This is a genomic window from Methylocystis rosea, assembly GCF_003855495.1.
GTDB classification, from domain to species: Bacteria; Pseudomonadota; Alphaproteobacteria; order Rhizobiales; family Beijerinckiaceae; genus Methylocystis; species Methylocystis rosea_A.
This window is the reverse complement of record NZ_CP034086.1, coordinates 3,601,430-3,626,148: the sequence shown is the minus strand read 5'-3', so window position 1 is coordinate 3,626,148 and position 24,719 is coordinate 3,601,430. Positions and strand designations below refer to the sequence as shown.

29 protein-coding genes are annotated in these 24,719 nt (G+C 61.5%); 6 read left to right on the top strand and 23 right to left on the bottom strand.

Translation table 11 applies throughout. From position 1 onward, the window contains the following. Positions 1–6 precede the first annotated feature (6 nt). The 5 genes from EHO51_RS17720 to EHO51_RS17700 all read right to left on the bottom strand — a co-directional run bounded on the left by EHO51_RS17720 (position 7) and on the right by EHO51_RS17700 (position 4,457). Entirely contained in the window at positions 7–291 is a 285-nt protein-coding gene (locus tag EHO51_RS17720) for a VirB3 family type IV secretion system protein (protein WP_124739953.1), read from the bottom strand. Continuing rightward, positions 291–614: a TrbC/VirB2 family protein gene (locus EHO51_RS17715; protein WP_124739952.1), complete on the bottom strand. Its 324-nt coding sequence runs from the start codon at positions 612–614 to the stop codon at positions 291–293. Before EHO51_RS17715 ends, EHO51_RS17720 begins: the two co-directional genes overlap by 1 nt. Next, positions 607–1,545, bottom strand: coding sequence for a P-type conjugative transfer ATPase TrbB (gene trbB / locus EHO51_RS17710; RefSeq protein WP_205788980.1), 939 nt, complete (start codon positions 1,543–1,545; stop codon positions 607–609). The genes EHO51_RS17715 and trbB overlap by 8 nt, the downstream gene beginning before the upstream one ends. 439 nt (positions 1,546–1,984) lie before the next feature. Further along, entirely contained in the window at positions 1,985–2,425 is a 441-nt protein-coding gene (locus tag EHO51_RS17705) for a ribbon-helix-helix protein, CopG family (protein ID WP_124739950.1), read from the bottom strand. Positions 2,426–2,432: 7 nt separating this feature from the next. Then, positions 2,433–4,457: a conjugal transfer protein TraG gene (locus EHO51_RS17700; RefSeq protein WP_124739949.1), complete on the bottom strand. Its 2,025-nt coding sequence runs from the start codon at positions 4,455–4,457 to the stop codon at positions 2,433–2,435. A gap of 251 nt (positions 4,458–4,708) precedes the next feature. On the opposite strand from EHO51_RS17700, the gene EHO51_RS17695 reads away from it, so the two are divergent. Together EHO51_RS17695 and EHO51_RS17690 are read left to right on the top strand one after the other, a co-directional pair. After that, positions 4,709–5,302 carry a DUF6932 family protein gene (locus EHO51_RS17695; RefSeq protein ID WP_124739948.1) on the top strand — a complete coding sequence of 198 codons (594 nt, stop codon included), beginning with the start codon at positions 4,709–4,711 and terminating at the stop codon, positions 5,300–5,302. Next, positions 5,299–6,237 (top strand): hypothetical protein, encoded by a 939-nt coding sequence (locus tag EHO51_RS17690; protein WP_124739947.1) that lies wholly within the window; start codon positions 5,299–5,301, stop codon positions 6,235–6,237. The genes EHO51_RS17695 and EHO51_RS17690 overlap by 4 nt, the downstream gene beginning before the upstream one ends. Positions 6,238–6,258: 21 nt before the next feature. Here the strand turns inward: EHO51_RS17690 and EHO51_RS20955 are convergent, their stop codons facing one another. From EHO51_RS20955 to EHO51_RS17675, 3 genes are all read right to left on the bottom strand, one after another. Further along, complete coding sequence (locus EHO51_RS20955) at positions 6,259–6,441, bottom strand: DUF6527 family protein (protein WP_245434901.1); 183 nt, start codon at positions 6,439–6,441, stop codon at positions 6,259–6,261. A gap of 145 nt (positions 6,442–6,586) precedes the next feature. After that, positions 6,587–7,990, bottom strand: a complete 1,404-nt coding sequence (locus EHO51_RS17680) for a ThiF family adenylyltransferase (RefSeq protein ID WP_124739946.1) — start codon at positions 7,988–7,990, stop codon at positions 6,587–6,589. Continuing rightward, on the bottom strand, positions 7,987–9,102 hold the full coding sequence (locus EHO51_RS17675) for a multiubiquitin domain-containing protein (protein ID WP_124739945.1): 1,116 nt from the start codon (positions 9,100–9,102) through the stop codon (positions 7,987–7,989). Before EHO51_RS17675 ends, EHO51_RS17680 begins: the two co-directional genes overlap by 4 nt. 163 nt (positions 9,103–9,265) lie before the next feature. Here EHO51_RS17675 and EHO51_RS17670 point away from each other — a divergent pair, with 163 nt between their 5' ends. Together EHO51_RS17670 and EHO51_RS17665 are read left to right on the top strand one after the other, a co-directional pair. Beyond that, positions 9,266–9,646, top strand: coding sequence for a helix-turn-helix domain-containing protein (locus EHO51_RS17670; RefSeq protein WP_245434662.1), 381 nt, complete (start codon positions 9,266–9,268; stop codon positions 9,644–9,646). A 27-nt stretch (positions 9,647–9,673) separates the two neighbouring features. Then, complete coding sequence (locus EHO51_RS17665; RefSeq protein ID WP_164479430.1) at positions 9,674–10,576, top strand: ImmA/IrrE family metallo-endopeptidase; 903 nt, start codon at positions 9,674–9,676, stop codon at positions 10,574–10,576. 25 nt (positions 10,577–10,601) lie between these two features. Here EHO51_RS17665 and EHO51_RS17660 read toward each other — a convergent pair whose 3' ends face one another. The 4 genes from EHO51_RS17660 to EHO51_RS17645 all read right to left on the bottom strand — a co-directional run bounded on the left by EHO51_RS17660 (position 10,602) and on the right by EHO51_RS17645 (position 14,403). Continuing rightward, complete coding sequence (locus EHO51_RS17660; RefSeq protein WP_124739943.1) at positions 10,602–12,341, bottom strand: relaxase/mobilization nuclease domain-containing protein; 1,740 nt, start codon at positions 12,339–12,341, stop codon at positions 10,602–10,604. Between the two features lie 243 nt (positions 12,342–12,584). Then, on the bottom strand, positions 12,585–13,433 hold the full coding sequence (locus EHO51_RS17655) for a lytic transglycosylase domain-containing protein (RefSeq protein ID WP_124739942.1): 849 nt from the start codon (positions 13,431–13,433) through the stop codon (positions 12,585–12,587). Beyond that, entirely contained in the window at positions 13,433–13,936 is a 504-nt protein-coding gene (locus EHO51_RS17650) for a S26 family signal peptidase (protein WP_014891329.1), read from the bottom strand. Before EHO51_RS17650 ends, EHO51_RS17655 begins: the two co-directional genes overlap by 1 nt. A 2-nt stretch (positions 13,937–13,938) precedes the next feature. Beyond that, positions 13,939–14,403 (bottom strand): DUF2840 domain-containing protein, encoded by a 465-nt coding sequence (locus EHO51_RS17645; protein ID WP_014891328.1) that lies wholly within the window; start codon positions 14,401–14,403, stop codon positions 13,939–13,941. Between the two features lie 35 nt (positions 14,404–14,438). On the opposite strand from EHO51_RS17645, the gene EHO51_RS17640 reads away from it, so the two are divergent. Further along, complete coding sequence (locus tag EHO51_RS17640) at positions 14,439–14,711, top strand: hypothetical protein (protein WP_014891327.1); 273 nt, start codon at positions 14,439–14,441, stop codon at positions 14,709–14,711. A gap of 113 nt (positions 14,712–14,824) precedes the next feature. Here the strand turns inward: EHO51_RS17640 and EHO51_RS17635 are convergent, their stop codons facing one another. From EHO51_RS17635 to EHO51_RS17620, 5 genes are all read right to left on the bottom strand, one after another. Beyond that, on the bottom strand, positions 14,825–15,748 hold the full coding sequence (locus EHO51_RS17635) for a replication initiator protein A (RefSeq protein ID WP_124739941.1): 924 nt from the start codon (positions 15,746–15,748) through the stop codon (positions 14,825–14,827). A 13-nt stretch (positions 15,749–15,761) separates the two neighbouring features. Beyond that, on the bottom strand, positions 15,762–16,043 hold the full coding sequence (locus EHO51_RS17630; RefSeq protein ID WP_124739940.1) for a helix-turn-helix transcriptional regulator: 282 nt from the start codon (positions 16,041–16,043) through the stop codon (positions 15,762–15,764). Positions 16,044–16,201: 158 nt separating this feature from the next. Further along, positions 16,202–16,792, bottom strand: coding sequence for a DUF2285 domain-containing protein (locus tag EHO51_RS17625; protein ID WP_245434661.1), 591 nt, complete (start codon positions 16,790–16,792; stop codon positions 16,202–16,204). Continuing rightward, positions 16,728–16,943 carry a transcriptional regulator domain-containing protein gene (locus EHO51_RS21445; protein WP_432431915.1) on the bottom strand — a complete coding sequence of 72 codons (216 nt, stop codon included), beginning with the start codon at positions 16,941–16,943 and terminating at the stop codon, positions 16,728–16,730. The genes EHO51_RS17625 and EHO51_RS21445 overlap by 65 nt, the downstream gene beginning before the upstream one ends. 246 nt (positions 16,944–17,189) lie before the next feature. Beyond that, entirely contained in the window at positions 17,190–17,459 is a 270-nt protein-coding gene (locus tag EHO51_RS17620; RefSeq protein ID WP_124739939.1) for a DNA -binding domain-containing protein, read from the bottom strand. 282 nt (positions 17,460–17,741) lie between these two features. Here EHO51_RS17620 and EHO51_RS21440 point away from each other — a divergent pair, with 282 nt between their 5' ends. Further along, positions 17,742–18,083 carry a helix-turn-helix domain-containing protein gene (locus EHO51_RS21440; protein WP_124739938.1) on the top strand — a complete coding sequence of 114 codons (342 nt, stop codon included), beginning with the start codon at positions 17,742–17,744 and terminating at the stop codon, positions 18,081–18,083. Positions 18,084–18,230: 147 nt separating this feature from the next. On the opposite strand, the gene EHO51_RS17610 is transcribed toward EHO51_RS21440, so the two are convergent. The 6 genes from EHO51_RS17610 to EHO51_RS17585 form a co-directional block, all read right to left on the bottom strand. Then, positions 18,231–18,554: a DUF736 domain-containing protein gene (locus tag EHO51_RS17610; protein ID WP_124739937.1), complete on the bottom strand. Its 324-nt coding sequence runs from the start codon at positions 18,552–18,554 to the stop codon at positions 18,231–18,233. 555 nt (positions 18,555–19,109) lie between these two features. After that, the gene (locus EHO51_RS17605; RefSeq protein WP_205788979.1) at positions 19,110–19,586 is read right to left on the bottom strand and encodes a hypothetical protein; all 477 of its coding nucleotides are present in this window, start codon (positions 19,584–19,586) and stop codon (positions 19,110–19,112) included. A 173-nt stretch (positions 19,587–19,759) separates the two neighbouring features. Next, the gene (locus EHO51_RS17600) at positions 19,760–20,065 is read right to left on the bottom strand and encodes a TonB-dependent receptor plug domain-containing protein (protein WP_124739936.1); all 306 of its coding nucleotides are present in this window, start codon (positions 20,063–20,065) and stop codon (positions 19,760–19,762) included. 111 nt (positions 20,066–20,176) lie between these two features. Further along, a complete protein-coding gene (locus EHO51_RS17595) occupies positions 20,177–21,115 on the bottom strand; it encodes a DUF2493 domain-containing protein (RefSeq protein ID WP_124739935.1) in 939 nt (312 codons plus the stop codon). Positions 21,116–21,447: 332 nt separating this feature from the next. Then, a complete protein-coding gene (locus EHO51_RS17590) occupies positions 21,448–22,488 on the bottom strand; it encodes a DUF7146 domain-containing protein (protein ID WP_124739934.1) in 1,041 nt (346 codons plus the stop codon). Between the two features lie 69 nt (positions 22,489–22,557). After that, positions 22,558–24,690, bottom strand: coding sequence for a ParB/RepB/Spo0J family partition protein (locus EHO51_RS17585; RefSeq protein WP_124739933.1), 2,133 nt, complete (start codon positions 24,688–24,690; stop codon positions 22,558–22,560). Between the last annotated feature and the right edge of the window lie 29 nt (positions 24,691–24,719).

Sequence of the window (24,719 nt, the reverse complement as noted above, 5' to 3'; positions counted from 1 at the left end):
CTCTCCTCAAGCGCCAAGATGTGCGGGGTAGCGCAGATGCCGGCGCACGACTTCGGCGAAGTCGGGATCGCGCTTCGCCGCCCAGACGGCGGCAAATTGCGCCACGACCCAGAAGGCGAGCCCGGCGATCCAGAGCCGCAGACCAAGACCGAGCGCCGCAGCGAGCGTACCGTTGAGGATGGCGATGGCCCGGGGCGCGCCGCCGAGCAGGATCGGCTCGGTCAGGGCGCGATGGACGGGAACGCGAAAGCCCACGACCGAGCCGCCATTTTGAAGAGGCAAGTTCTCCATCAGATCAGCGCTCCGCCGCCGAACGAGAAGAAGGAGAGGAAGAAGCTCGACGCGGCGAAGGCGATGGAGAGACCAAAGACGATTTGCACCAGCCGCCGAAAGCCGCCCGATGTGTCACCGAAGGCGAGCGTCAGGCCCGTGGTGATGATGATGATTACCGCGACGATCTTGGCGACCGGTCCTTCGATTGATTGCAGGATCTGCTGGAGCGGCTGCTCCCAGGGCATGTTGGAGCCGGCGGCGAAGACCGGAGTCGAAAGTACCGCGACGCCGATAATGAGAGCGCCAACGGCAGAGCGTTTGCGAGCCAAAATCCTATTCATGCTCTTCTCCGAGGTTGAGATGGGTGAGATCGGCGAGCGCGTAGTCGCCGTATTCGGTCAGGCCCTGAACGGCGGCGAGTTCGATGAGCCGGCGGTTGTCGCCGCGACCCGCCAGCACGGCGATAATCTGGATCGTCTCGGCGATCATCGCGCGCGGAACGGTGATGACGGCTTCCTGGATGAGTTGTTCGAGGCGGCGGAGCGCGCCGAGCGCCGAACCGGCGTGGATCGTGCCGACGCCGCCCGGATGTCCGGTTCCCCATGCTTTCAACAAATCGAGGGCTTCGCTGCCGCGCACTTCACCAATCGGAATGCGGTCGGGCCGTAGGCGCAGCGATGAGCGGACGAGCTCGGAGAGCGATGCGACGCCTTCTTTCGTGCGCAGCGCCAGGAGGTTCCGCGAGACGCATTGCAGCTCGCGCGTGTCTTCGATCAGAACAACGCGATCATTCGTCTTGGCGACTTCCGCGAGCAACGCGTTGACGAGCGTCGTCTTGCCAGTCGAGGTGCCGCCCGCGACGAGAATATTGCTTCGCTCGACGACAGCGGCGCGCAGGATCGCCGCCTGCCGCGGCCTCATGATTCCGGCGGCGACATAGTCATCAAGCGTGAAGACAGCGACCGCCGGTTTGCGAATGGCGAAGACCGGCGCCGCGACGACGGGCGGCAGCAATCCCTCGAAGCGCTCGCCTGTTAGCGGCAGCTCCGCCGAGACGCGCGGCGCGCCGGGATGAACCTCGGCGCCGACATGGTGCGCAACGAGCCGAATGATGCGTTCGCCGTCTTCCGGCGAGAGGCGCGCGCCCGCCTCTTCCAATCCGCTCGTCAGCCGATCGAGCCAGAGTCTCCCGTCGGGATTGAGCATGATTTCGACGACGCTGTCGTCGTCGAGCCATCGGGCGATCTGCGGCCCCAAGGCCGTGCGCAGCATGCGCGCACCGCGCGAAATCGCTTCTGGATTGTGAGAGTGAACTGCCACATTCGCCCCTGGTTTTGTTCGAATCGCCCATGGGCGGCTCGCAACCGGGGTCGATTAAGAAAGGCCGAGGTTGAACAAATGCAACAAGTCAGTCGGTGGCGTAGGGGAGTGGCGTGCAAAGACAGGGGAAAGCGAAAGCGAGCGCGAAACGTGGATCGACCAACATGGTCGAATATAGCGAAAGAATTACGCGGTGCGAGCAATAGGCGAGCCGCTTTGCGCCATCGCCGCACACATTGATGGGGTCGTCGGTCGCTTCTTCGAGCTGCGCTGATCGGGAAAACCGTGGTTGGCGAACGGTGCCGCGACTCCATCTCGTGGATGCGACCGGGGAATGTTTCGTCTGTTTGAAATTTCAGGTTCCGTCCAAATGAAATTTGAAAGTGTTACCTCAAGGAGCCTCGTCAGAGCCCGATCCGGCAGGTGGCGTGATTTCCTCGGCGACCTCTCGTGCGAGGCGCTGGCCTTTCGCAAGTCTTCTCCCCAACGCCTCGATGAAACTTTCATAGCGCTCGCGTCCTTTCGCCTGGGCGGCGGCTTGCGCGTTGTCGGGCAGCGGCGGCGTCGCGGTTAGCCAGGCGCGGATATAGAGCGCCAGCGCCTCGACCGAGAATTCGAGGTCGCGTTCCATGCGGTCGACCGAACGCGTTAGCCGATCGATCCGGCGTGTGACCGCAGCCTCCCAGCGTTCGGCGTCGTCGGCAGTCAAGAATGAAATGATCGCCGCTTCCCCTATCGCCGATTTGGCGGTGTGCTCCTTGGCGGCGAGCTTTTCGAGCCGCGCCATCATCTCGGCGTCGAGATAGACGGAGAGGCGTTGCTTTAGCGGCATGGGCAGCTCACAGGGCTATTCCGTCGTCGGGATCCATCGAAGCTTGGCGCACGACGGCGCGGATGCGACTGCGGAGCGCGCGGGCGCGGATGGCCTCCTCGTCGTCGGGTTCTTCGGGCGGCGCATCGTCCAGCGACTGAGCGGAGGGCGGCGTCTCGGGGGCGATGGCCTCGTACTCCGGAATCTCGGGTTCGCGACGAATTCCGCCATTGGCCGAATTCTTATCATCCGATCGTTTCGTGACGGATTGCTTCTGAACTGCCGTTGCGTTGGCGGGTAAGACCAGATTGCTCCAATCGTCCTGTAGATCGCGCGGTGACTTTTCGCCCACCACGATGTTTGGTTCGGCTCGATAGAGATCGGGTGGCGGCAGGATTCGGCCGGCCAGTCGTCGGTCCTCGAAATAGCGCGCCTTCTTCGCTCGAATCGGCGCAAGCCCGGAGACGAGCACTAGCTCGTCCGAAGGCGGAAGTTGCATCACTTCGCCTGGCGTGAGCAGCGGTCGCGCTGTCTCTTGGCGCGACACCATGAGATGGCCGAGCCACGGCGACAGACGGTGGCCGGCATAGTTGCGCGCGTCGCGGATTTCTGTCGCGGTTCCCAGCGCGTCGGACACGCGCTTGGCTGTGCGTTCGTCATTGGTGGCGAAGGAAACGCGTACATGACAATTATCGAGGATCGCATTGTTCGGCCCATAGGCCTTTTCGATCTGATTGAGTGATTGCGCGATGAGAAAGCTTTTGAGACCATAGCCGGCCATGAAGGCGAGCGCGGACTCGAAGAAGTCGAGCCGCCCGAGCGCAGGGAATTCGTCGAGCATCAACAGCAGGCGATGGCGTCGCGTCTTTGCATCCAGCTCCTCTGTCAGGCGGCGACCGATCTGGTTGAGCACCAAGCGCACCAGCGGTTTGGTGCGAGAAATGTCCGAGGGTGGGACGACGAGGTAGAGTGTCGCCGGCCGCCTCGCCGACACGACATCGTCGATCCGCCAGTCGCAGCGGCGCGTCACCTGCGCTACGACAGGATCGCGATAAAGTCCCAGGAACGACATGGCGGTCGACAGGACGCCGGAACGCTCGTTCTCGGATTTGTTCAGGAGTTCGCGCGCGGTTGATGCCACGACGGGATGCGGTCCGGCGTCGCCAAGATGCGCCGTCGTCATCATGGCGCGCAGCGTCGTCTCGATTGGGCGTTTGGGGTCCGACAGGAAATTGGCGACGCCGGCAAGCGTCTTGTCGGCTTCCGCATAGAGGACATGCAGGATCGCGCCGACAAGCAGCGAGTGGCTGGTTTTCTCCCAGTGATTTCGCCGTTCGAGCGCGCCTTCGGGATCGACGAGAATATCGGCGACGTTTTGAACATCGCGTACCTCTGCCGCCCCACGTCGCACTTCCAGCAACGGATTGTAGGGGCATGAATTTGAGTTCGTCGGATCGAACAGCATGACGCGTCCAAATCGCGCCCGCCAGCCGGCGGTCAGACCCCAGTTCTCGCCCTTGATGTCATGAACGATCGCCGAGCCCGGCCAGGTGAGCAGCGTCGGCACGACAAGGCCGACGCCCTTGCCCGATCGGGTAGGCGCGAAACATAAGACATGCTCCGGTCCATCGTGGCGAAGATAGTCGTCGTCGAATCGTCCCAGCACGACGCCATTTGGATCGAGCAGGTTGGCGTTGCGCACCTCGCTTGCCGTCGCCCAGCGCGCCGAACCATAAGTGACGACATTCTTGGCTTCGCGCGCCCTATGAACCGACATGCCGATGGCGACGGCGATTGATGCGAATCCACCCGACGCGGCGATGACGGCGCCTTCGACGAAAATGCTCGGCGCATAGGCGTCGAAATGATACCACCACCAGAAGAATGCAGGCGGGGGATACATCGGCCACGAGGCGAGGGAAAACCAGGTCGGACCCAACTCGGGCTGGAACGCCAGCCGCCACGCCGTCCATTGTGTCGCGCCCCATGTGGTCGCGAGCACGATCGTGAAGACGACGAGGATCTGACCCCACAGGATGCGGCTGGCGGACATGGGCGCCAGCTTTTGAGGCTTGCGGCAAAGCCCGCAAGGGGGGTACGCCACCCGTCGAAATATATCGTGCCGTGGCGTAGAAAAACCAGACATGACCGTGTTGTGGGTTTCGGAGCGCTGCGTTCCTGGTCGGTGTCAAATTGCGCGCGACCCTCCCGTAACACTCGATTATCCTCGTTTTGGTAGATATTATGCGAATTGCTCGCAGATCGTGGGCAGAATCGAGTTCGCTGCGCCAATAGGCCATATTGATGCCCATTCCGACATTCACGATCGACGGCGTTCTGCCGCCCTATGTCGGACCAGATGGTCCTGGCGGCGCGGCCGAAGACATGTCGCCCTACACTGTCTCTGCGCTTGAGGTTGTGGCTTCTTTCGCATTAACAGACCAGCGAAGGGCGATCCTTCGCGGATGGCTCAGTCATCGCGCCGCCTTGCGCGGCATTGGTTTCGATCGAGGATTTCAATGGCTCGACGGGAGTTTTGTCGAGAACAAAGATCCCCAAGATCTCGATGTCGTGACATTCCTTTACAGGCCGGCGGGTATAAATGACCGGAACGAGTTGGCGGGGCTGATGCGAGCCAACCTGAACCTTTTTGCTCGGCATCACGTCAGAGCGACATTTCATCTCGACTTTTTCGCTGCCGATCTAGATGGGACAAGTGAGACCCTTGTGAATGTAACGCGTTACTGGCTCGGACTGTTCTCGCATCGGCGCGGCGACGATCTCTGGAAGGGAATGCTCCAGGTCAGACTTGAGGACACCTCAGATGATATGGCCGCGCTTGCTGCGCTGGGTCCTAGCCCGATCCTGACAAGCGCCGCTGGAGGAGCCAACCCATGAGCACCCTGCGTAAGCTCGAGCGCGACTTCGTCCACGCGGATATAGCCGCCGTATCGGCTCTGTTAGAGCAACTGGGCGATGAGGATGTGATGGCGCGCCTAGGGCTGGAAGCGCGCCTTGAGGAACTTCAGCAGACGATTGCCCAACTGGACCCAGCCAAAGATGGGCCGACTGCCTCGGCCGCCCTATTCTTTGGTGGTCGCCCCGTCATCGGCGCGCGTGGAATAGAAAGCGAATTCGCGGGCGCAGCTGTCACCAAGTTTCAAGACATTGTCGCAAAGGTTCTAGCGCACGAGACCGGCGGCCTTGGTCAACGCGGGATCGTTCCCAACAAGGGCGCATCGACGCTGCACATCACGAACATCGTGCGCGGCTCGTTCGGCTTCCTGATGGAGGAGGTTCGACCGCAGCAGCAATTGATGGAAACCCCTCTCAAGGTTGCCGTCGACGAAGCGACCAAACTTCTTGACGCGTTTGGAGAGCCCGACGAAGAGCAGTTCCGCTCGGCCGTCGAGACCATCGATCAAAGAGTGCTGGGGACAGCGCGCGAGTTCTTTGACCTCATGCGCCAGAGCGGCGCGACGCTTCGCCTCGTCGCGGGCGAAACTGATCGAAGCTTCGGAGCCGAAGCGGTCGCGCGCGCCGCCGAACGCGCCACGTCGACGACGGTCGAGGATACGGATGAGACCTTACAAGGTCAGCTCGCAGGCGTGCTTCCCGACGCGCATCAGTTCGAATTCCGAGCCGGCCCTGATCGCGGAACGATACGCGGCAAAGTTGATCGGGCTCTAACAACTGATCAACTCACGCAATTCAATCGGGACTGGGTAAATGTGGATGCGGACGCGCGCGTGCACGTAAAGCGGATACTTCGTAACGGCGCCGTTGTTCGAGAGAGCTATACGTTACTGACGTTGGGGAAACGTGACGACTGAAACTGTTTCGACGCGCAAGCCTCAGTCGCACCATTCGACACGGCCATTCCTCAACCAAAAATGCGAGTGGCAGCCTTTTTGAAGCCACACCGACGGTGAGAGGCTCGGCCGGCCCTTGTTGTCGACGCTAAAATCCCAGCGCGGCGTCGCTTCGGGGATTACCAACAGCTCGATGGTTCGGCCACAGCCACAAGGGCAACGCATCCCGATGCACCAATCCTCATCGCCGTCGCGTGCGAGCACCAGATCGCGTCGTGGCAACTTTATGGCAAGCTGTCGCCCTCCACGACTCGCACATGTCGAGGCGGCGCAATGCGCACCCAAATATTTCGCCACCAAATTGCAATGCTCATCGTGAAGCTCCAACTCGTGCCGGCCTGAGAACAGGTAGTCCAAGGAGTGGTTCAAGCGCGCCGCGTCCCAGAATCGGATTCGCCGACGGAACGAAGGCCTCCTCCGCTACGTATTCCTCCTCGCACGCTGCGAGGCTGAATTCGGTGCGGGCATAAAGATCATTCGACTCTAGCCGAAATGGGTAGGCGCGGGCGATGAACTCATTCACACAAGCTGCGGCCGCACGCATGTTCAATGTAATGACTGCCGGCGCTTCTTCGATCAGCCCTTTAATATACCCAGCTTCGCGCTCCTGCCGATGCGCTTCCGGCGCCGCCCGCTGGAGATACGCTGCTCGAAGGCTTTCTGGCGAATAAACTCCTCGATCTCGAAGCGAGGACCGCCCCGGCTGCACATAGTCGATACGGCCGCACACGTCGGCGATGGTGGCGCCCTCGTCTCCTTTACGGGTGGGAATTACGACGCCGACATCGAGAAGTGGAATGAGGAACGCCGCGGCAAGAAGGTCCGCAATCTGTCGAGCTTCGAGGGTGTCGACGCAGCAGAAAAGCACGTCGCATTGACTCGCCGCGAGCACCGCCTCGCGCGTCAGCACCGAGGCCGGCACAGCCTCGGCGACTCCACCACCCCTGTAGCTGGCGACTGCGTCCGTACACATCTCCACCTTGAGTCGGTGTGCGTCGACATCGCTGAGCTTGGAATTCAAGATGCGATTGAGATTGCGATGCTCGATGCGATCGAAGTCGATCAGCTTGATGTGCCCGAATCCTAGACGGGCGAGTTGCTCGGCGACAATGGAGCCCGTGCCCGATACACCGATTACCGCTGCGGACAAGCGACCGAGTTCGTCAACCATGCCGCTGGTTAATGCGACCGGTCGGCGTAATGAGCGGGTCGATCCGGCATCGGCCTCCCACCAGTAGCTCAAATCGTGATTGGCGACCGTCACGAGATCCACTGGTTTCGCAATGAGATCAGCCTCGTAAATGCGGGCCATGATCGCCCCGCTCGGAATCATGATCGCCGAGCCGTGCAGATCGCCAAATGCGTTGAACACGCAGGGCAACACGTGCTGATCGCTTTCGTCATCCAATTCCGAAAAGGCGAATAGCCCGCCCGGGTGTGAATGGATCAGAACCAATGCGAGGCGCTCTGACTCGCCATGATCTATCGCTTCTTCCATATACGCGCCCGGCCAGGTGATCGCGTCTCGTTCCCTGCGCTGGCTGGCTTCATGCGGAATGAGAACGACATCCTGCACGAGCAAGCGCAGCCTCGGTCCCGGCGTTCTTGCGCACAGCAGGATCGCAGCTGCTTCGAGCCCATCTCCGGGGAAGAGATGGGCCTGGATGCGTTCGTGCAGGACGCCGCTGAGGGCTAGCGTCGTCTCCGGGATCACTCGCCAACCTCTTTTGCCAGGGCTGATTCGACGAGCGCGAGATGCGTCACGACATTATCAGTTGAGGGGTTCCACGGCGATTCTGGGCCGCGATGACGCGACCAGCCGTTGAACGGCACGCCGACAATTGTCGCCGAGACATGGGTGCACTCGATAACACGACCCGACGCGAGCGTTAGCGGCGGATAGGTATAGAACATATCGATCTGCGCCCCGGGATAAGTAGGCGGGATCTCTAGCGCAAGCTGCGTCCACGTCGTCGTGAAGCCGACGGGAACAGGGAATTGGTGAATGAGGAGCCATCGGCGGCCTGCATCCATCACTGTCTCCCAGCGAAAGCCGAGGTCGTCGAGATGTGTTTCGTCAATCTCAAGGAGCGCAAAGTCACGGCGTGGCGCCGAAGGCGCTTCGCCATTGTTGACTTCCTTGGGCGTCAGCCGAAGCTTCTCGATGCCCCGGGTGCGCAAGTCGATTGTATCCGTCAGACCAACCGCGCGCTTGGGTTCGCCCTCGATCTTCAGAAAGATGTGCCAGCCCTGATTGGGGTCAAAGCCGGCCCGCGTGAGTGCGTCCCCGACCACAATCGTTGGTGTTGCCACGTCGAGGATCACGCCCTGGACATTCAGCTTCCAAGCGAGCTTGCGGCTGACAAAGGACTCAATTCCCCGCGCGTCGAGGTCCACGAGATCGTGATTGCCGATCAAGCGGTCGGGTTCGTCGGAGCGTTCAAGATAAATCGCTTTCTCGTCGGGCCTCACCCGTCCAAGCTTCCGAAGCAGTCCGCCCGATACGATTCGACATGGCCAATCGAAGCGCTCGCCGTCGATCGTCAGACGATAGCTGCGATCGCTCTCGACGATCACGAAGCGCCCCTCGCTATTGCGTAGGTCTACCGCTTCGCTGGGTCGGACGTCCTCCAGCTCACCGTCGTGAAGGATGTGAAGAACTGTCGCCTGCTGCGCTGGCTTAAAGCCCGCAGCTGCGGAGAGCTGAAAGCCCGTGGGCGTAAGGTCCTCGATCCATACTGCGCGGAACGCCAGCGTTTCATCCGCCACTTCGATCTTGTGACGGGCCTCGCCGCGATCAAGCGCGGCCTCCGGGACATTTTCCATGGTCATCTCCTGCGTCGCCGGCACAGCGCCAGCGTTCGCTAATCTTACCGCGCGCGCTAAGTTTGTCAAGCATTAATTTAGCGCGCTTGACAGACTTAGCGATGGTGCATTACGCTCTTTGCTGCCGGACTCCATGTCTGGAAACCACAAAAATGGAGCATCGATGCCAGATGACGAAGCAATGGAAACTCCACAGGCAATCAACCTTGGCCAATTTATAAGAAAGGCTCGGCAAGACGCTCAATTGTCGCTTCGTGATGTAGAAGAAGCGACAGGAAAGGAAGTGTCCAATGCGTATCTCAGTCAACTTGAGACTGGAAAAATCACAAAACCGTCGCCGCATATTCTCTATGCGCTATCGACCGCTCTTGGTGTTGCTTATGAATCGCTGATGGAGCGTGCGGGGTACATCGTTCCCGTCGCCAATCGTGCAGAAGGAATAAAACACGGCCGAGCCGCAACCTTCTCTATCGATAACCTCACTGCCGGCGAAGAAAATGAGCTGCTCGATTACCTCAACTACATTCGCTCCAAACGCAGGTGATCGATGCGACGGCCAGACGATTCGAGTTTGACGCCTGGCCAGTTGGCCCGGGTCCGCAAAGAGGCCGAGCGTGCGCTGCGCGAAGCGGGCGCGCTCGGTGTCTTCCCAACCCCGATCGACAAAATCATGGCGGTCGCCCGTGTTCGGGAAGTCAAGGAAGACGTCCTCAATCCTAGTTTTATTGCGAAGCTTCGAGCGAAGGCAGGCCTGACTGGCCAAGCTGTCAAACGAGCTCTCAGCAAGGTCTTGGGTCTCTTTCACGCCTCTGAGGGTTTGGTCTTTTTGAGTCAATCTTTAATGGCGGTAAAGAAGCGGTTTGTGGGCTTGCATGAAGCCGGTCACGGGTTTTTGCCCTGGCAAAGACCTATGTATGCGGTTGTCGAGGATTGCGAGAAAGCGCTTGATGCCGCGACTGCCGAACTTTTCGATCGCGAGGCCAATGTTTTTGCCTCGGAAGTGCTGTTCCAACTCGATACCTTCTGCGACATGGCCGAGGGCGAGGCCTTTGAGATTTGGACGCCCGTCAATTTAGCCAAGCGCTTTCATGCGTCAAACTATGCCGCGATTCGCCAATACGTCTCGAAAAGCCATCGCGCCTGCGCCGTGGTTGTCCTGAATATGCCTGAGCTCATCGAGGGGGATGGATTTCGCGCCACGCTCCGACGTCCAATCCAGTCAAATAGATTCACAGAGTTATTTGGCCAGTATGGGTGGAAAGATGCCTACACACCCGACGACGATCTAGGTGCATTTATCCCGCTCGGACGCCGAAGGTCGTCGGGTCAACGCTCCATCGCACTAACTGATCGCAATGGTGACCGACATGAATGCGTCGCCGAATCTTTCTCTACCGGACATCAGGTTTTCATCCTTATCCATGCGGTAAAAACGTTGACCGTCACCAGAATCATTTTGCCCGCCGCAGAGTGAGCAGAAAAGCATTTGGAGGCTAACGTTACATTGCGATCCCACGCTTGCGCCCAAAACCCCAATCCACGCTGCCGCCCGGCGACATGACGCCCGAAACCTGCTTGCCGATTTCCTTCTCCAACGACGGCGACCAGGGCACGAGCTGGAAGCCGAGGCCGTCGTCGATCATGGCGAAGCGACCGGACGCGAGCGTGAGGCGATTACGGTAGACGCCGGCGACGATTTCTCCCTCGGCGACGGCGTTGCGCGGGAGGCCGGTTTCGGCGGCGATGCGCCCGCCGACTGAGTCGAGTTCCCGGTTCCGCAACGTATCGAGCAAGTCGCGGGCGAAGACGACGCGCTGGCCTTGTCGGCGCGCGAGTCCTTCCGAGACGAGATGCTCTGTGCGAGCCTCCAGCGCGTCCCGTGCGTCGCGACCAAAACCGTTCTCGGAGAGTAGCATCGCCCCCTTGGCGACCAGGCGCCGATCGAGCCATGTCGCGCCGGGCGCGTGAACTTGATCAGCAAGCGCGAGATCGGAGCGCACGGCGAGGACGAGCCGCGACGATTCACCGTCGCGTGACGGAATGCGCCTTGCCTCGACGATGGCGCCTGGAGCGGCGTCGCTGGTCGCGTCGAGATCTTTGAGCCGGACATGGTGGGTGCGGCCGTCCACGCCGTCGATGATCGCGAAGGCGGAACCCTTCAGCTCGTCGTCGAGGCCGCGAGACAGAAGACGGCCGATGATCGGATCGCCGCGCGTCTCGGCGTCGAGCACGAATTCAGCTGTGGCGCGATCAAGACCGCGCTCGCTCAAGCCGCGATGGATGCGCTTGATGATGTCGCCACGCTCGCCGAGGGCGCGCAACGTCGTTTCCGTGTTCCCGGCCATGATCCATTGTCCGAGGCCAGCCGATGCCGCGAGACCGAGTCTCTCCAACTTGCGGGCGCGGGCGACGAGCATGGTTCGCTCGGCATCCTGAGCCCGGTTGCCGACAGGTCGTAGGTCGATCATCCCGTCATGGCGGGCGCCCTCGCGTGCGAGGGTTTGATCGAGCGGCGTCCAGCGATCGGCGTCGACCTGCCTCTCCAGAGCGCGGCAGATTTCCTGCTCGCTGCGAGGACCAAGCTCCAGATTGACGAGCTGCTCGGCGCGGGCGCGGAAGCCCCGGCTGATATAGTCGCGATTGATCACCAGATCCCCGCCGTCGTCGGCTCGTCCGCGAACCAGAACATGGATGTGTGGATGCTCGGTGTTCCAATGATCGACCGCCACCCAATCGATCGTCGTGCGGAGATCGCGCGACATTTCCGCCATGAGATCGCGCGTGAAGGCGCGAAGGTCGGAGAGCTCGGGGGCGTCATCTGGGGAGACAATGAATCGAAAATGGTGTCGGTCCTCCTGGCAGCGTTCGGCGAAAGCGCGCGCGTCTGCCTCGTTGCTCGCAGCGTCGAACATTCTGCCCGGCGCGCCATCGCGAGTGACGCCGTCGCGGCGAAGGTAGGAAAGGTGAGCGGAGAGCGGCGCGGCTTTCGGACTGTGTCGTACCACACGCGCCTTGACCACCACGCCACGCGACCCTGAACTCAAACCGCGCAGCGCGCCGAGGCTCGCGGCGCGGCCGCGCCCGAAGGCGCCACGACCACTTCCGTGCGCGCCAGAGCGATGCAGCCCGCCGGCCTTCTGCGTCGCCGCGAGAACGCGCGCAACGAAGCTCTTCCCCTTTACCGGCGCCTTCGATCGGATACGGCCAGGACGAATGTTGATTTCGTCTTCACGAGACATGGCAGCAGTCCGACGAGGTGAAATTTGATGAGTCAATGCAACGGCTTGTCGAAATCGACAGGCTGTGGCTCGAATGCGCAGCCTGTGCGAACAGGTTGACGAGCAACACCAAAACGACCGCCCGAGAAAGCCGCAGGCTGTCTCTTTTATCCTGCAATCCTTCGGTTGCTGTCGCGCCCTTAGCGGTCCCCTCGCGCAAAGGCGCGAGAGACTGCGCTACCATGCGATAGAATACGAAACTGGTCATTCGGGCAATTGCATCCTCGTGCGGGCAACAAAAACGCCGGCGGTCTGCAGAGAATCCGCAGGCGATAGAGTTCGCGAACCGCTGTCCGAATGCGGTTCGCGTGCAAATTTTTTGTCGTCGCGCGGCGCCGGAAAGAGAGGATGAAGGGCAGCTTTTTGACTCCTCCGAACGCGGTTGGCGCCTCCGTCCGCGGTCGCCTCTCGCGCCATTTTCGGCGCCGCCAGCGTGACGAACATCGGCGCACGAAGCGCATAAGGCGGCGCCGAAATTGCCGCAGCCGGAATGTAGGCGAAGCCGAGCTCAGGCGCCAGTCGCGCGACATAGTCCGTGGTCTCGGTGGGCAGCGGTCGGCCGCGAAGAAGATGATCCTCGTAGCGCCGTGGACCGGCGTTATAGGCTGCGAGAACTCCTATCTCACCGTAGCGGTCGAACATCTCGGCAAGATAGGCGGCGCCCGCCACGATATTGTCGTGCGGATCGAATGGATCGGGACCAAGACTGAGTTTGGCCTGCAGCTCAGCATATGTCTTCGGCATAACCTGCATAAGGCCAATCGCGCCTTTTTCGGAGACGGATTTGGCGTCGCCATTGCTTTCGGCGCGCATGACGGCGCGTATCCAATCGGGCGGAACATGAAATCGTCGAGACGCCTCCTGGATGGCGTTTGCGACGACGCTTCTTGGCGATCGAGCGGTTGTCGCTGCGCGAAGCCCGAGCATCTCGGAATGCGCCGGCAACACGGCCGTGGTGTAAAACAGAGCGGCGCTCACTGCTGCCCGGGTCGCGCGTTTACGACCCACGCCATGGGCATCGAGCCGCAGGAAAGCGATCGAGAAAACGATCATCAATCGTCCTCCCTCGTCCAGAGAGGCGCGGCGCGCCCCACGACGCCTTCGATCGGAAACGCGCCAAAATACCGTCCGTCGAGAGACGCCGCTTCGTTCCAGTTGAGGAGAAAGGCCTCGCCGGGAAGGAGAACAAAGCACCCACTCCAAACGGGCAGCGGTCGGTCGGCGTGATCCTGTTCGCGCGCCTGCGTCATGACGATTCCATCGACGCTAACCGCGAGCCCGTCGCGGCATATTTTTTGACCGGGCAATGCCGCCACCCGTTTGATCAGCGGCGCGCCTTTGGGGAGATAATGGCGTTCGGTGAGCCAGTCGGCGAGCGGCGCTGGCGGCCGGGCGACGACAAGGTCGGTGACGGCCAAATCGCCGATCGGCTGCACGGCATAGAGGCCGATCGGCACGCTGGCCGACGCGTTCCAGACGACGAGCGGCTCGCGGTGAACGAAGGAAGTCGACGCGAGCGCGCCGCAGGAAAGGAACATGAGGGGGAAGATTTTCATGGTTAGACTTCAATCTTTGAGCGAAGTAGCCAGGCGCGATGGCGCTCGCGCGAATAGGGGCGAGGCGACAGGCCGGCGGCCAATCGGTTGTGAACGTGACGCCAGTGATCGGGACAGATTTCCTGCGGCGCGAAGCCGAGCGCCTCGACGGCGTCGATCGCTCTCAAGACGCGCTGGACTTTATCCCAGCCGACCGATCGCAGCAGAATTTCAGCGCCGGGCCTGACGCCGGGAACGGTCGAACAGGGTTCGCCGACATGGCAGGCGCGTAAGATGTCGATGCGGGAAACCAGCGTCCCATGGCCGTTCGACGCCCAGCGCATGAAGGCGAAAATCGAATCCGGCGCGAAGGTCGAGATGCGTCGGCGGCGGTCGAGCGTGCGTTCACTGATCGGCGTTCCGAAACGAATCCAGCGCTCGATCTTGCCTTTCAGGAAATAGAGTTCGACCTCCGTTAGCGCGCTCATGACGCGCCTCCCTTAACGGGAGTTTGGACCCGCGGGTGTTGCCGATCGAACAATGCGCGCTGCATGTCAGCGACAATCCGACAGCCTTCGGATGCGGCGCTATCGATCCGCTTGAACGATTTTGCCTTGAGGGTGATGGCGCGAATGCGGAAGCTGACGCCAATCACGCTGGCGCATTCTTTTTGCGAAGCCGAGTGTCGTGTCAGGAGATTCAGCGTCAGTTTGAAAAGCTCAAATCGCTGTCCAAGACACCGGAATTCGCCGGATGGGCGCGCAATAAAGTTAGATTCACTGTTAGTACAAGTTAGGCGCGCCGTTTTGCGCTCGAATAGAAAGAGTTGTGAGTGATTTTGGTTGCCGATAGCACGCGCCAAGGGTTCCTGATGGCACGTGGCGGGAGTTCCTGATAGCACGTGCGTTTTCACAGCTTATCCACAGAGTTATCCACAGGCTTCCGGCCCGTGGATTTTGGGCTGCGTGATTTCGTGGCGGGCTCGATGCGCATTTCTGTCTGCGCGCCGCTCTCCGCCGGCTTGAACATCAGACACTCGTGTCCTCGAGAATTGCGCTCGATCGTCAACGCATAGCCGGGCAAGGGCTGGCGTCGAACGATGTCGCGCAATTCGAAAGCAAAGCGTTTGAACGGCGACAGACTTGCGGATTTGAGGTGAAGATGGTCGAGCTCGAAGGACCAGCCGCCCTTCTGACGCCCGCCGTGCTTGCGCACGATGCGATAGAGCCAGCGTTCGAGGCCGCCGGTCAGCGCGAAATACGCCCGGTCGATCGACAGCACGAGGTCGTTGTCGAGCACCGCGCGATAGAACCAGTCGGTCAGAACGAGTTCGACGCCAAGCGGGCGACCGCTCGCGTCGGTCCGCTCTTTCCACTCGTTGATCCAGGAGAAGCGGCGCGTCCATCGTTCCGCCGGCTGGCGGATCGAGGTCTCGATCGTCGTGGACTGCAGGCGATCCAGGGCCGCACGAAAGCGATCGTAATCCCGGGCCGATGTTCCGCGTTCGATGAAGGTGAGGATTTCGCGCGGGGTCGCCAGCATCAGGCGCGAGGTGTCACGGCCGCCGTTGCGCGCCGAGATGATCTGCGAGGCGGCCCAGATCAAAATATCGGCGTCCCAGATCGTCGCCATGCCATATTCGGGCGTCGCATCGACACGAATTGTCAGCTCTCCCATTCGGAAGTCGATCGGCGCGACGCGCGGCGATTTGGCGAGGCTGAAGAACGGATAGGCCATGAGATCCTGCACATCGCGCGGCGCGATATCGGCCGGAACACAGCGAAACGGGCTGAGCTTGACGAGTTCACCGCTGGGGCGCCGTGTCGTGGACATGATCGATGTCCGTTCAGCGGCGATCGGGAAGCGTGGTGGCGCCGTTCGGCTTCTGGCGTCTCGCCGGCAGCACCGTTCCGACGCCAGGATCGGAGGTCGAGGCTTTGGCGCCGCGCGCCGCCCAGGCCTGCAAATCCTCAAGTCGATAGACGACGCGGCCGCCGAGTTTCGAGTAGAGCGGCCCCGTGCCGTAGGTGCGGTGTTTTTCCAGAGTTCGGCCCGAGAGCCCCAGGAAACGCGCGGCTTCGGGCGTGCGCAGAAAGCGTGGCGGCAAATCGGTCATGGCGGCGGACATCGGCGAACCTTGGCGAGTCGAGGCGCGCCGCCGAAGATCGGCGGCTGTCATCGATCACTTTGGCGGAGAAAATCCGGCAGGAGGGATGGCGAAGATTGGGGAGGCGAGTTTCACCACCCCTTGAATGCGCGAAGCGGCGCCGTAGTCGAATCCGATGGTTATTTGCGCAGAAACTTGCGATAGCCGCCGCGCATCAGCGCCACGCCATTGCGCACGAGTCGAATTGTCGCGTCGCGAACGGAGGACGATTTCCACGGCTCGGCGTCGACTCGCGCCGATCCGAACAGGGATTCGGCGATGACGCGGTAGGACGCACCGCTCAAATGGCCGTCGAGCGCTCGAAGCGTGTTGACGAGGCGGACGGCGCGTAACGGTGTGGCCGGCTTCGCGTGGCCCCTCGTGAAGCGCCAGAAATGCATCGCCGCCTCAGCGCGATGTGGCGTCATCCGGTCGTGCGGAATGACGGCGGCGAGCGGTTCTCCTTCGCGCGGCGGGTCGGGAAGCCACAGCTGATACTGGTTGCGGCCTGTTCCAACGATGAGGTGTTCGCCGTCATTCAAGCGCAACCGCGTATGCAGGTCTGGCCAATCCGACGGCGAGAATCTCAACTCGCTGGCGTTTGTTGGACTTGGCACAAGAATGACGGCGCTCGCTCGCGCTTCGGGAAGCCAGAAAATATCGGCTTCATTCGCGCCGAGCGTGGGATCTACGGCGAAATCGCAACCCCCAGCGCCGCTGCGCGCCGGCAACGCCGGAGTCCACTGCGGCTCGAAATCGAGAGTTGGCGAAGTCGGCGTGATATTCTTTGTCGCGCCGCAAACATTCCCAAGCGATGGAGGGCCAGTTCAAATTATCCAAATAGTCATACGCGCCCGGAAAGCGCCAATCCGCATCAATCATGGATTTTCTCGCGAAGGAGTGGCCGAGCTTCAGTATCGAGAAAATCTTGTCGATAACCCGCGGCGCTGGATTTTTTGGCAGGCATAACGTCATGCCGGGATCAGGCGTCCGATTGCCGCACATTTGACGCAGAGAGAAATTTCGAAGATTGCCATCGGTCACGCCGTGGCGCTGAGAGTGGGGACAAGCAACGGTGCGTGCCTTGAAGCGCTCCTGGCCCCAAAGGAGCGCTTCGTCTGAAACCTGTCAGGCGGGACCTGCCAGTAAATCCTTATACCCTTCCTTCGCCAGCCATCGCGCCCGAGCAAGATGTGTCTCATACGCGCGCTTGGCTCGGACGGGTTCGCGAAGCGGGTCGATGCCGAGCAGAATGCTTGAAACTTCCTCCCATGCCGCTCCTTCCTTGGCTGCGTCCAGCATCCTCAAGTAAACCTTGAAATGAACGCGGTCGTAGTCGGTGACATGCTCGTCGGAAGGAGCGACGTCGGCGATCGGATGGGAATTTGCAGGGTCCACGGATTTAGCATTCCTCAAACGACTCGCCGGCGCATTGACATTCTATGCAGAAAGTTTGCCGCAAGTTAACAAATGCGGCCTGAATGCGTCGACGCACCGCCGAAATCGGCAACCGAAGTCCGTCCAGCTGCTCGCCCGGCGCCCCGCAGCGTTTTTGATGCTGATGGGGATGTAAGTCGGAGAGACTCGCCGCCGAGAGCACGCAAAATGCAGTCCTCTCGCCGATGGTTTGTAGAGAATACTCCGTGGTAGAATACTCGACAAGTCGTTCCTCTCGCGTTTATGGACATTCGGGAGGTTCTGGCGCTCAACCTGCGGAAATGTCGGCAGGCGCAACGCCTGTCACAGGAGGAACTCGCCCATCGAGCGGAAATCGATCGCACCTATATCAGTTCGATAGAACGACGTGTTTATGCGGCGAGTATCGACGTCGTCGATCGGCTGGCTCGGGAGCTCGGTCTCGAAGCGGCCGATCTGCTTCGCAAACCTGCTCGAACCGCAAGAGCGGTTGTCGCTACGCCATCTGCAACGGATGAAGGGACCGGGAGGCGAATGGTCAGGTCGAACAAGGATGGCGCGAAAACGTCGACGAAGTCCCGAACACGGAAAATACGCGCCGAGTAAACGTCGAGCGCACAGAACAGGTTTTTTCGGAACATCTGTGGCTCGAAATCATCACGCAAGCCGAAGCGCGCGCGACACGCGTGCCCAGGCAGCGCGCAAACGAAAGCCCCGCCCGATGTCTCGGACGGGGCTTTGGCGGCGGTTCGCTCAGTCGCCGTTGGCCTTGCGCCCGCGCGACCAGATGAGGGAGTAGCCTTCGCCGTCTTCGTCGTCGAAGAGGTTGGCGTAGATCGGGGCATTGAAGCTCGGATCGTCGAGTTTGACCGAGAGATAATCGCGGCCTTCGGTCGAACGCTTCGACCACGCGGCGCCCACCTCGACTCGACCGATATAGACGCGGTGGCTCGGTGCGTTGTCGTTGGTCCGGGTGGCCTCGGGAATGATGCGGACGCCTCTGGCCTGGACGCTGAGCGTCACGATCTCGCCCTGGAACTCGTTGCCGGACTTTTTGAATGAGCCGATGTTCGCCATGATAGTTCTCCTCAAGCTTTAATGTCTTCGAGCCCGCGCCCATCGCGGCCTCGATGGCGATCAACAGGACGAAGGCGATTGGCGACGCACCCGCGCGCGGGCCGAAGCAGAGCGGAGGACGGCGGAAAAGCGAGTTTCTTGTACCGCGCGGAATGACGCCGCAGGCGTCAGGGGAAGAAAGTCGCATCTCCGCCGTTGCGTCTCAGGCGATCGAGGCGCAGCCGTCCTTCGGCCAGATCAAGCCAAAAGAGAGGCTGCAATGGTCGCATCGGTTCGGACAGCATCGTCAACAAGGAGAAGTGGCGCTGGCGCAAGCATCCGCGCAAGAAGTCAGGCGCTCGAGGCGAAGGAAAAGAAGCAATCGGAAGCAAATGGCAGGGCGGCGAATCGCCGGGTTCCTGACGGACAATGACTCGAACGCCTGTCATGGCGCTCTTCGTGAGTCTCCGAAGGGGTCCGCCCGGTGAAAACGTCGCCGGGCGTCGCAAATCTTCAGTCGAATTCGAGGTTGGGATTTCGCCGGCATCTCCGTTCAGGACAAGAGTTGCGGCGAACTCACCGATTCCTGATCGCCGGCATGCGGGGGACATGATCCAGGCCCGCCGCAAGCCGCTGTTCGAAGTTGGTCATGGCGTAGTGACTGATGCGCGCCCAAGCTGTTCCACCCACAATAATGGCGCCGATCAGCGCAAAGGCTTCGCGCCAAATGGCGGATGATGCGCCGATGTCGGCGAGACCAAGAGCCACGTGATAGCCCGCGACGACAGCCGGCGCGGCGAAAAGCGTCGCGATTACTGCGCGGATCAGCGGCGAGCGCGCCGTCGCGAACGCAATCCGACCAATAGAGAGAGTGACGACGCCACAGACCAGGGCGACCATAATCGTGCCCGCCGGACCCGCGCCACCGTGAAATGCGGCAAGACCAATCGTGACGGCGACGAAGACCGGCAGCGCACGGGTTGCAAGCGCGAACAGCAGCCAACAAAAGTAGCCGAGGCCGATAAGGTTGAACACGATCCCGAAGATAAGCATGGCGGGTCTCCGTGACAAAAGTCGAACGGTCGCGCCTCCCACCACCGCCATAGCGCGACAAACAGAATACCCAATTGTGGTGGCGAGCGGAATCCCAGCGACCTGGTAACGCCGCAAGTCGTGCGTAGCGCACTGGATAAGGAAAGAGGCGCAGGCCTTGGGATGGCTTCGTATCAGCGGCCGCGGATTGTGACGCCTGAAACATTTCTCAAGGCGTCGCCGAGCGTCGTCGCTTGCTGATCGTCCATGAGTTGCCGGGGAACGACCGTGACGCTTCCGGGAATTTCCATGATCGGATATTTCTTGCCGTCGACGCCGACCACATACGGGACGTAATAGCCGTTGTCGGCGGGCTGAGCCGCTGGCGACGATGTATGCGTCCTCCTCGCCTTGGCGCCTCGAATGAAAGGATCGGCAAACGCGCCGTTCGCCGCCACCAGAAGAGCGGTGGCGGTGGAGATGATCTTCAAGCTCGACATTTTGGCGTCCTTGCGTCGGTCTGAGCGAGCAAGTTGAAGAGTTCAACATAGGTGGAAAGCGCCCGAAATCCAGCTCGGGCGCGAGCAAATCGGCCGCTTTCATGATGGCGCTCACGCGCCGCCTTCGTCGAATTTCCATACGGGAATTCCGAGCTTCCTCGCCTTGTCGGCGAGGTTTGCGGAGATGCCCGAGCCGGGGAAGACGATGACGCCGATCGGCAAGGTTTCGAGCATCTGGTCATTGCGCTTGAACGGCGCCGCCTTGGCGTGACGCGCCCAGTCCGGTTTGAAGGCAATCTGAGCGATCTTGCGATTGTCGGCCCAGCAGGCGGCGATGCGCTCGGCGCCCCGGGGGCTGCCGCCATGCAGCAGCACCATGTCGGGGTGCTTGGCCAGCGCTTTGTCGAGTAAATCCCAGATTGCGCAATGATCGTTGAAGTCGGGGCCGCCGGTGAAGGCGACCTTTGGTCCGATAGGGAGTAAGACGTCATTTTCGGCTTTTCGTTTGGCGGCGAGAAAATCCCGACTGTCGATCATCGCAGAGGTCAGCGCGCGATGGTTGACCTTGGAGCCTGAGCGCGGACGCCAGGCTGAGCCCGTATGGCGCTCGAAATGGTCGGCCGCGTGGTCGCGGAAAAGCTCCATGCTGTCGCGCCGCTCGATGAGCGTCTGTCCTTCGGCGATGAGGCGCTCCAATTCGACCGAGCGGATTTCCGAGCCGTCCTGTTCCTTCTGACTGCGCCGCTGCGCCTGCTCATTCTCGTCGAGTTCGCGTTCGATGCGAGCAATGGCGCGGTGAAAGAGACTGACGGTCGACCACAGCAGCTCTTCGAGGTCGGGTTCGAGGCGGGTGTCGCCCAATGTGGCGACGAGGGCGTCGAAAATGTCGGCGACGGCGCTCACGATCGTTTGGGCTTGCGGAAGCGGCCTCGGGTCGGGTTCGTCCTGGAAGGGGCGGCAGCCATAGAGCTGGAGTTCGGTGAGAACGCGATCGGTCGGGGATGAACAACGCGCCGGCTCAAAGCTTGGATTGTCGCGTTCGGGCGTCATTTGCGCTTTCCTTCGTCGGATCGACCGCGAGCCTGGCGGCCTTCATGGCGACGAAAGGCGGCGGGCGGGCCGGGCTTGCACCCGAAGCGCCGCGAAGGGCCGAAGCGAAGTGGAGGATGGCGAAGGGCCGGCTATTTTGTTTCGCGCTGTAAAGCGCCCGTAGGGCGCGACGGAAAATAGTCGGCCCGCAGCCATTGCGGGCCGGACCGCTTGCCGCAAGGTCGCCCACTATGAAGGCCTGTGCCGCGGTCCTCTCCGAAGCTTTTGGAAAGCGCGCCGAGCGAACGCGACAAGTCCGACATGAGTTCGCGCGCTACCTTCCCCGTATCGGCTCACGCCGAAAATCTCATGAAGCGGGCGACGTCTTCCGGCGCAATTTGACCCCTTATCGCCGCTTGCAGATCGTCGACGCCGAGGCGGCGAAGATCGTCGTTGAAGTCGTCAAAAGCCGGCGACAGGATAATCGCCTCGATCCCGGCGGCGGTTGCACGCTCGACCAGGATCGCCGACGCATTATCACCCGCCGTATCGTTGTCGCGAAGAATGTAGAGGCGATGCAGCGACGCAGGAAACAGGATGGCGGCGAGATGCGCGGACGACAGCGCCGCCATCATCGGCATGTCGGGCATGACGCAGCGAAGCGACAGCACGGTTTCGATGCCTTCGCCAGCCGCAATGACGTCGCGCGCCACGCCGAATCTGACGCCGTGGCCAAGAAGAGAGCCCATCGCTCGCCTCGGCGTCTCGATCGGCGCCTTGTCGTGGCCCGACGGGTCGAGCCAGGTGCGATGCGCTCCGGTGAGCTTTCCGTTGAGATCGGTGACTGCGGCGATCATTGCGGGCCAGATCTGAAGCGTCGAACGATTGTCGGGCCGACAGTAGCAGCGTGGGTGGAAGCGCAGATTTGCGGTTTCGTGCAACGCCGTAATTCCACGATGGCGAAAATACCTCTCGACGATTGTGGCCTCGATTGAGCGCGACATAGCAAACAAGCGTCGCGCCGATTCAGGCGAACCGATGGGCGTGATTGCCTGAATTCGGGAGTGGACCGAACCCGGCGTCGTTTGCGGCAGGCTGAGAAAGCGCCGCGCCTCAATGACCACATCCCGGAAGTCGTCGAGGCGACACGCCTCGCGAATAATATCGAGCAGATCGCCATGTTCGCCCAAGGCGGCGTCAACCCAATTTCCAGCGGCGCCCTTGCAGCTTTCAGGTCCGCTCAAGCGAACGAACAGGCTACGGCCGGGCGTGTTTCGCGCATCGCCGACAAGCCAATAATTGCCCTGGCGGCGGCCGTTGGAGAGATAGTGGCGGCAGACCGCCTCGGCCTCGCGCGCGAGACGCTGCGCCAGTTCTGATGCTGGGCTGGACAAATCTACGTCCTCCAAAGCGAAAGGGACCCGCCATTGCTGGCGAGTCCCTCGTGGTCGGCCTCGGGGAGGTCATTCGGCGGCAACGTCCTGGGGTTCGTCCACCGACGCGTCGCCAGCGTCGCTTTCATCGACGATTTCGTCGATAGCCGTTTCGCGCTCTATCGCCGCCGTTTCTTCGACCCCCGTATCGACAGTGGCGGTCACTGCGGTCGACGGCTCCGATTGATGCGCCGCGCGATCAGGCGTGCGCAGCGGTTCGGGCAGCCAACCAGAACCGGCGAGCATCTGTTCGGCCTCCCGCGCCAGGTCTCCTTTCTTCAACTGCTCGATGCGCTTCGCCTGTTCGGCGCCCTTTGCCTCGCGCACGGCTTCAATGATTCGCGCTTTGGTCACGCGGCCGAAGAAATTATCGACGGTCGGCGTCCAGCCGGTCGCGGCGATGTCGAGCGACAGGACATGTGCGAGACGATCCGCGTGGGCGATGGCCCTTGGCCGGCGGTTCCACGCTTCATGCACGGCGTTGATGGTAAGCGAGATGCAATGGGCGAAGAGGCGTTGCTGCATCCCGGCGTCGAAGGTCGTCAAAGCGTCCCACAGATCGCCGGGATCGGCGGGAAGCTGCTGCGACCAATCGTGATGACGCGCGTCGACTTTAGTAGCGAGCGGCGTATCGCCAAGTCCCGGGGCTTGAGCGCCGAAGGCAACCGATTTCGGTTCGATGTCCAGACAGGAGTCGGAGCCGTAATGGTAGAACAGTTTCAGGCAGAGAACATGCAGCGCCGCGCGAAAGGCGACGCCGGGATCATTGCCCACCGCTTCACGCAGCGCCAGCGTGCGATAGGCGGTAAGTTCGGCGAGCAATTTATCGGGCAGAGGCCGCAGACCTTCGTCCTCGTCTTCCGCCGGCTCGGATTGAACCGCGCCGGCGTTCGACGCGACAGCCTTGGAAGCGGCTAATGCTGATGAGGGCGAGGCGCTGGTCTCGTTCTCATTCTCCTGATCGGGAGCTTCCGATTCGGTGAGCGACGCTTCATCCTCGGGGCGGATGTAGCCGCGCTCGACGCGCAGCCGGCCCGAACCGTCGATGCTGACGAACGCGGCCGCCCGGGCGATCTCGACGGGATCGTAGCTGACCGGCCGCTCCTCGATCGCGGCGATCGCGGTCTCGATCTCGCCGAGGCGTTGATCGACTTCCTCGGGAATCTCGTCCGCATCTGCGTGGGCTTCTTCAAGCTGCTCGGCCTCGGCGCGCAAAGCGTCGAGTGTCGCGGTTTCTTCGTCCGTCAGAGGTTGGCGCTCTCCCGAGATGGGCCGCAGGCCGTAGGTATGGCCGTAAGGAAAATCGGTCGCGACCTCGACCCATTTCCAGCCCTCGGCGCGGATGGCTTGCGCGTCGCGTTCGAGTTTTTCCGCGACCAGCCGGTCCAGCAGGCGGGTGTCCTGCAGCCAGCCGCCGTCGTCGTTCTGGAACAAATCGCGCATGACGGCGCCGCCGGCGGTGATGTAATCTTCGCCGACATATTGCGCCCGCTTGTCGCTGGCGCGCACGGCGCCCTCGGTCAGAAGCCGGCGGATTTGGTAGGCTTCCTTTTTGTAGGAGCGCTGGATCGCCTCCCAGACCTGCTCCTGTCGCTCATGGTCCGAACTGACGGTGAAACCCATGAGCTGGTCGAGCGTCATGCCATCTTCGGCGTAGATGTCGAGCAGCTTCGGGGAAGCAGCTGCGAGTCGCAGCCGCTGTTTTACCACATTGACGCTGACGAAAAACGCCGCCGCGATCTCCTCTTCGCTCTGACCTTTTTCGCGCAGCGCCAGAAACGCCCGGAATTGATCAAGCGGATGCAAAGGGGCCCGCTGGACATTCTCGGCGAGACTATCCTCCTCCGGCGTTCCCTCGGTGCGCACCACGCATGGGATCGGCGCGGTGCGCGCGAGACGCTTCTGCTTCACCAGCAGTTCGAGCGCGCGGTATCGTCGCCCGCCGGCCGGGATTTCGAATATGCCAGTCTCGGCGCCAAGCTCGTCGAGAACAGGCCGCACGGTGATGCTCTGCAACAACGTGCGGCGGGCGATGTCCTCGGCGAGTTCTTCGATCGACACGCCGGCTTTGATCCGCCGCACATTCGATTGCGACAGCACGAGTTTGTTGAAGGGGATATCGCGCGAGGCGCTCAACTGAATTTTCTGAGCCGTCTTCGCCATGGGGTTTTACTCCGCGACGGGCGGCCGAA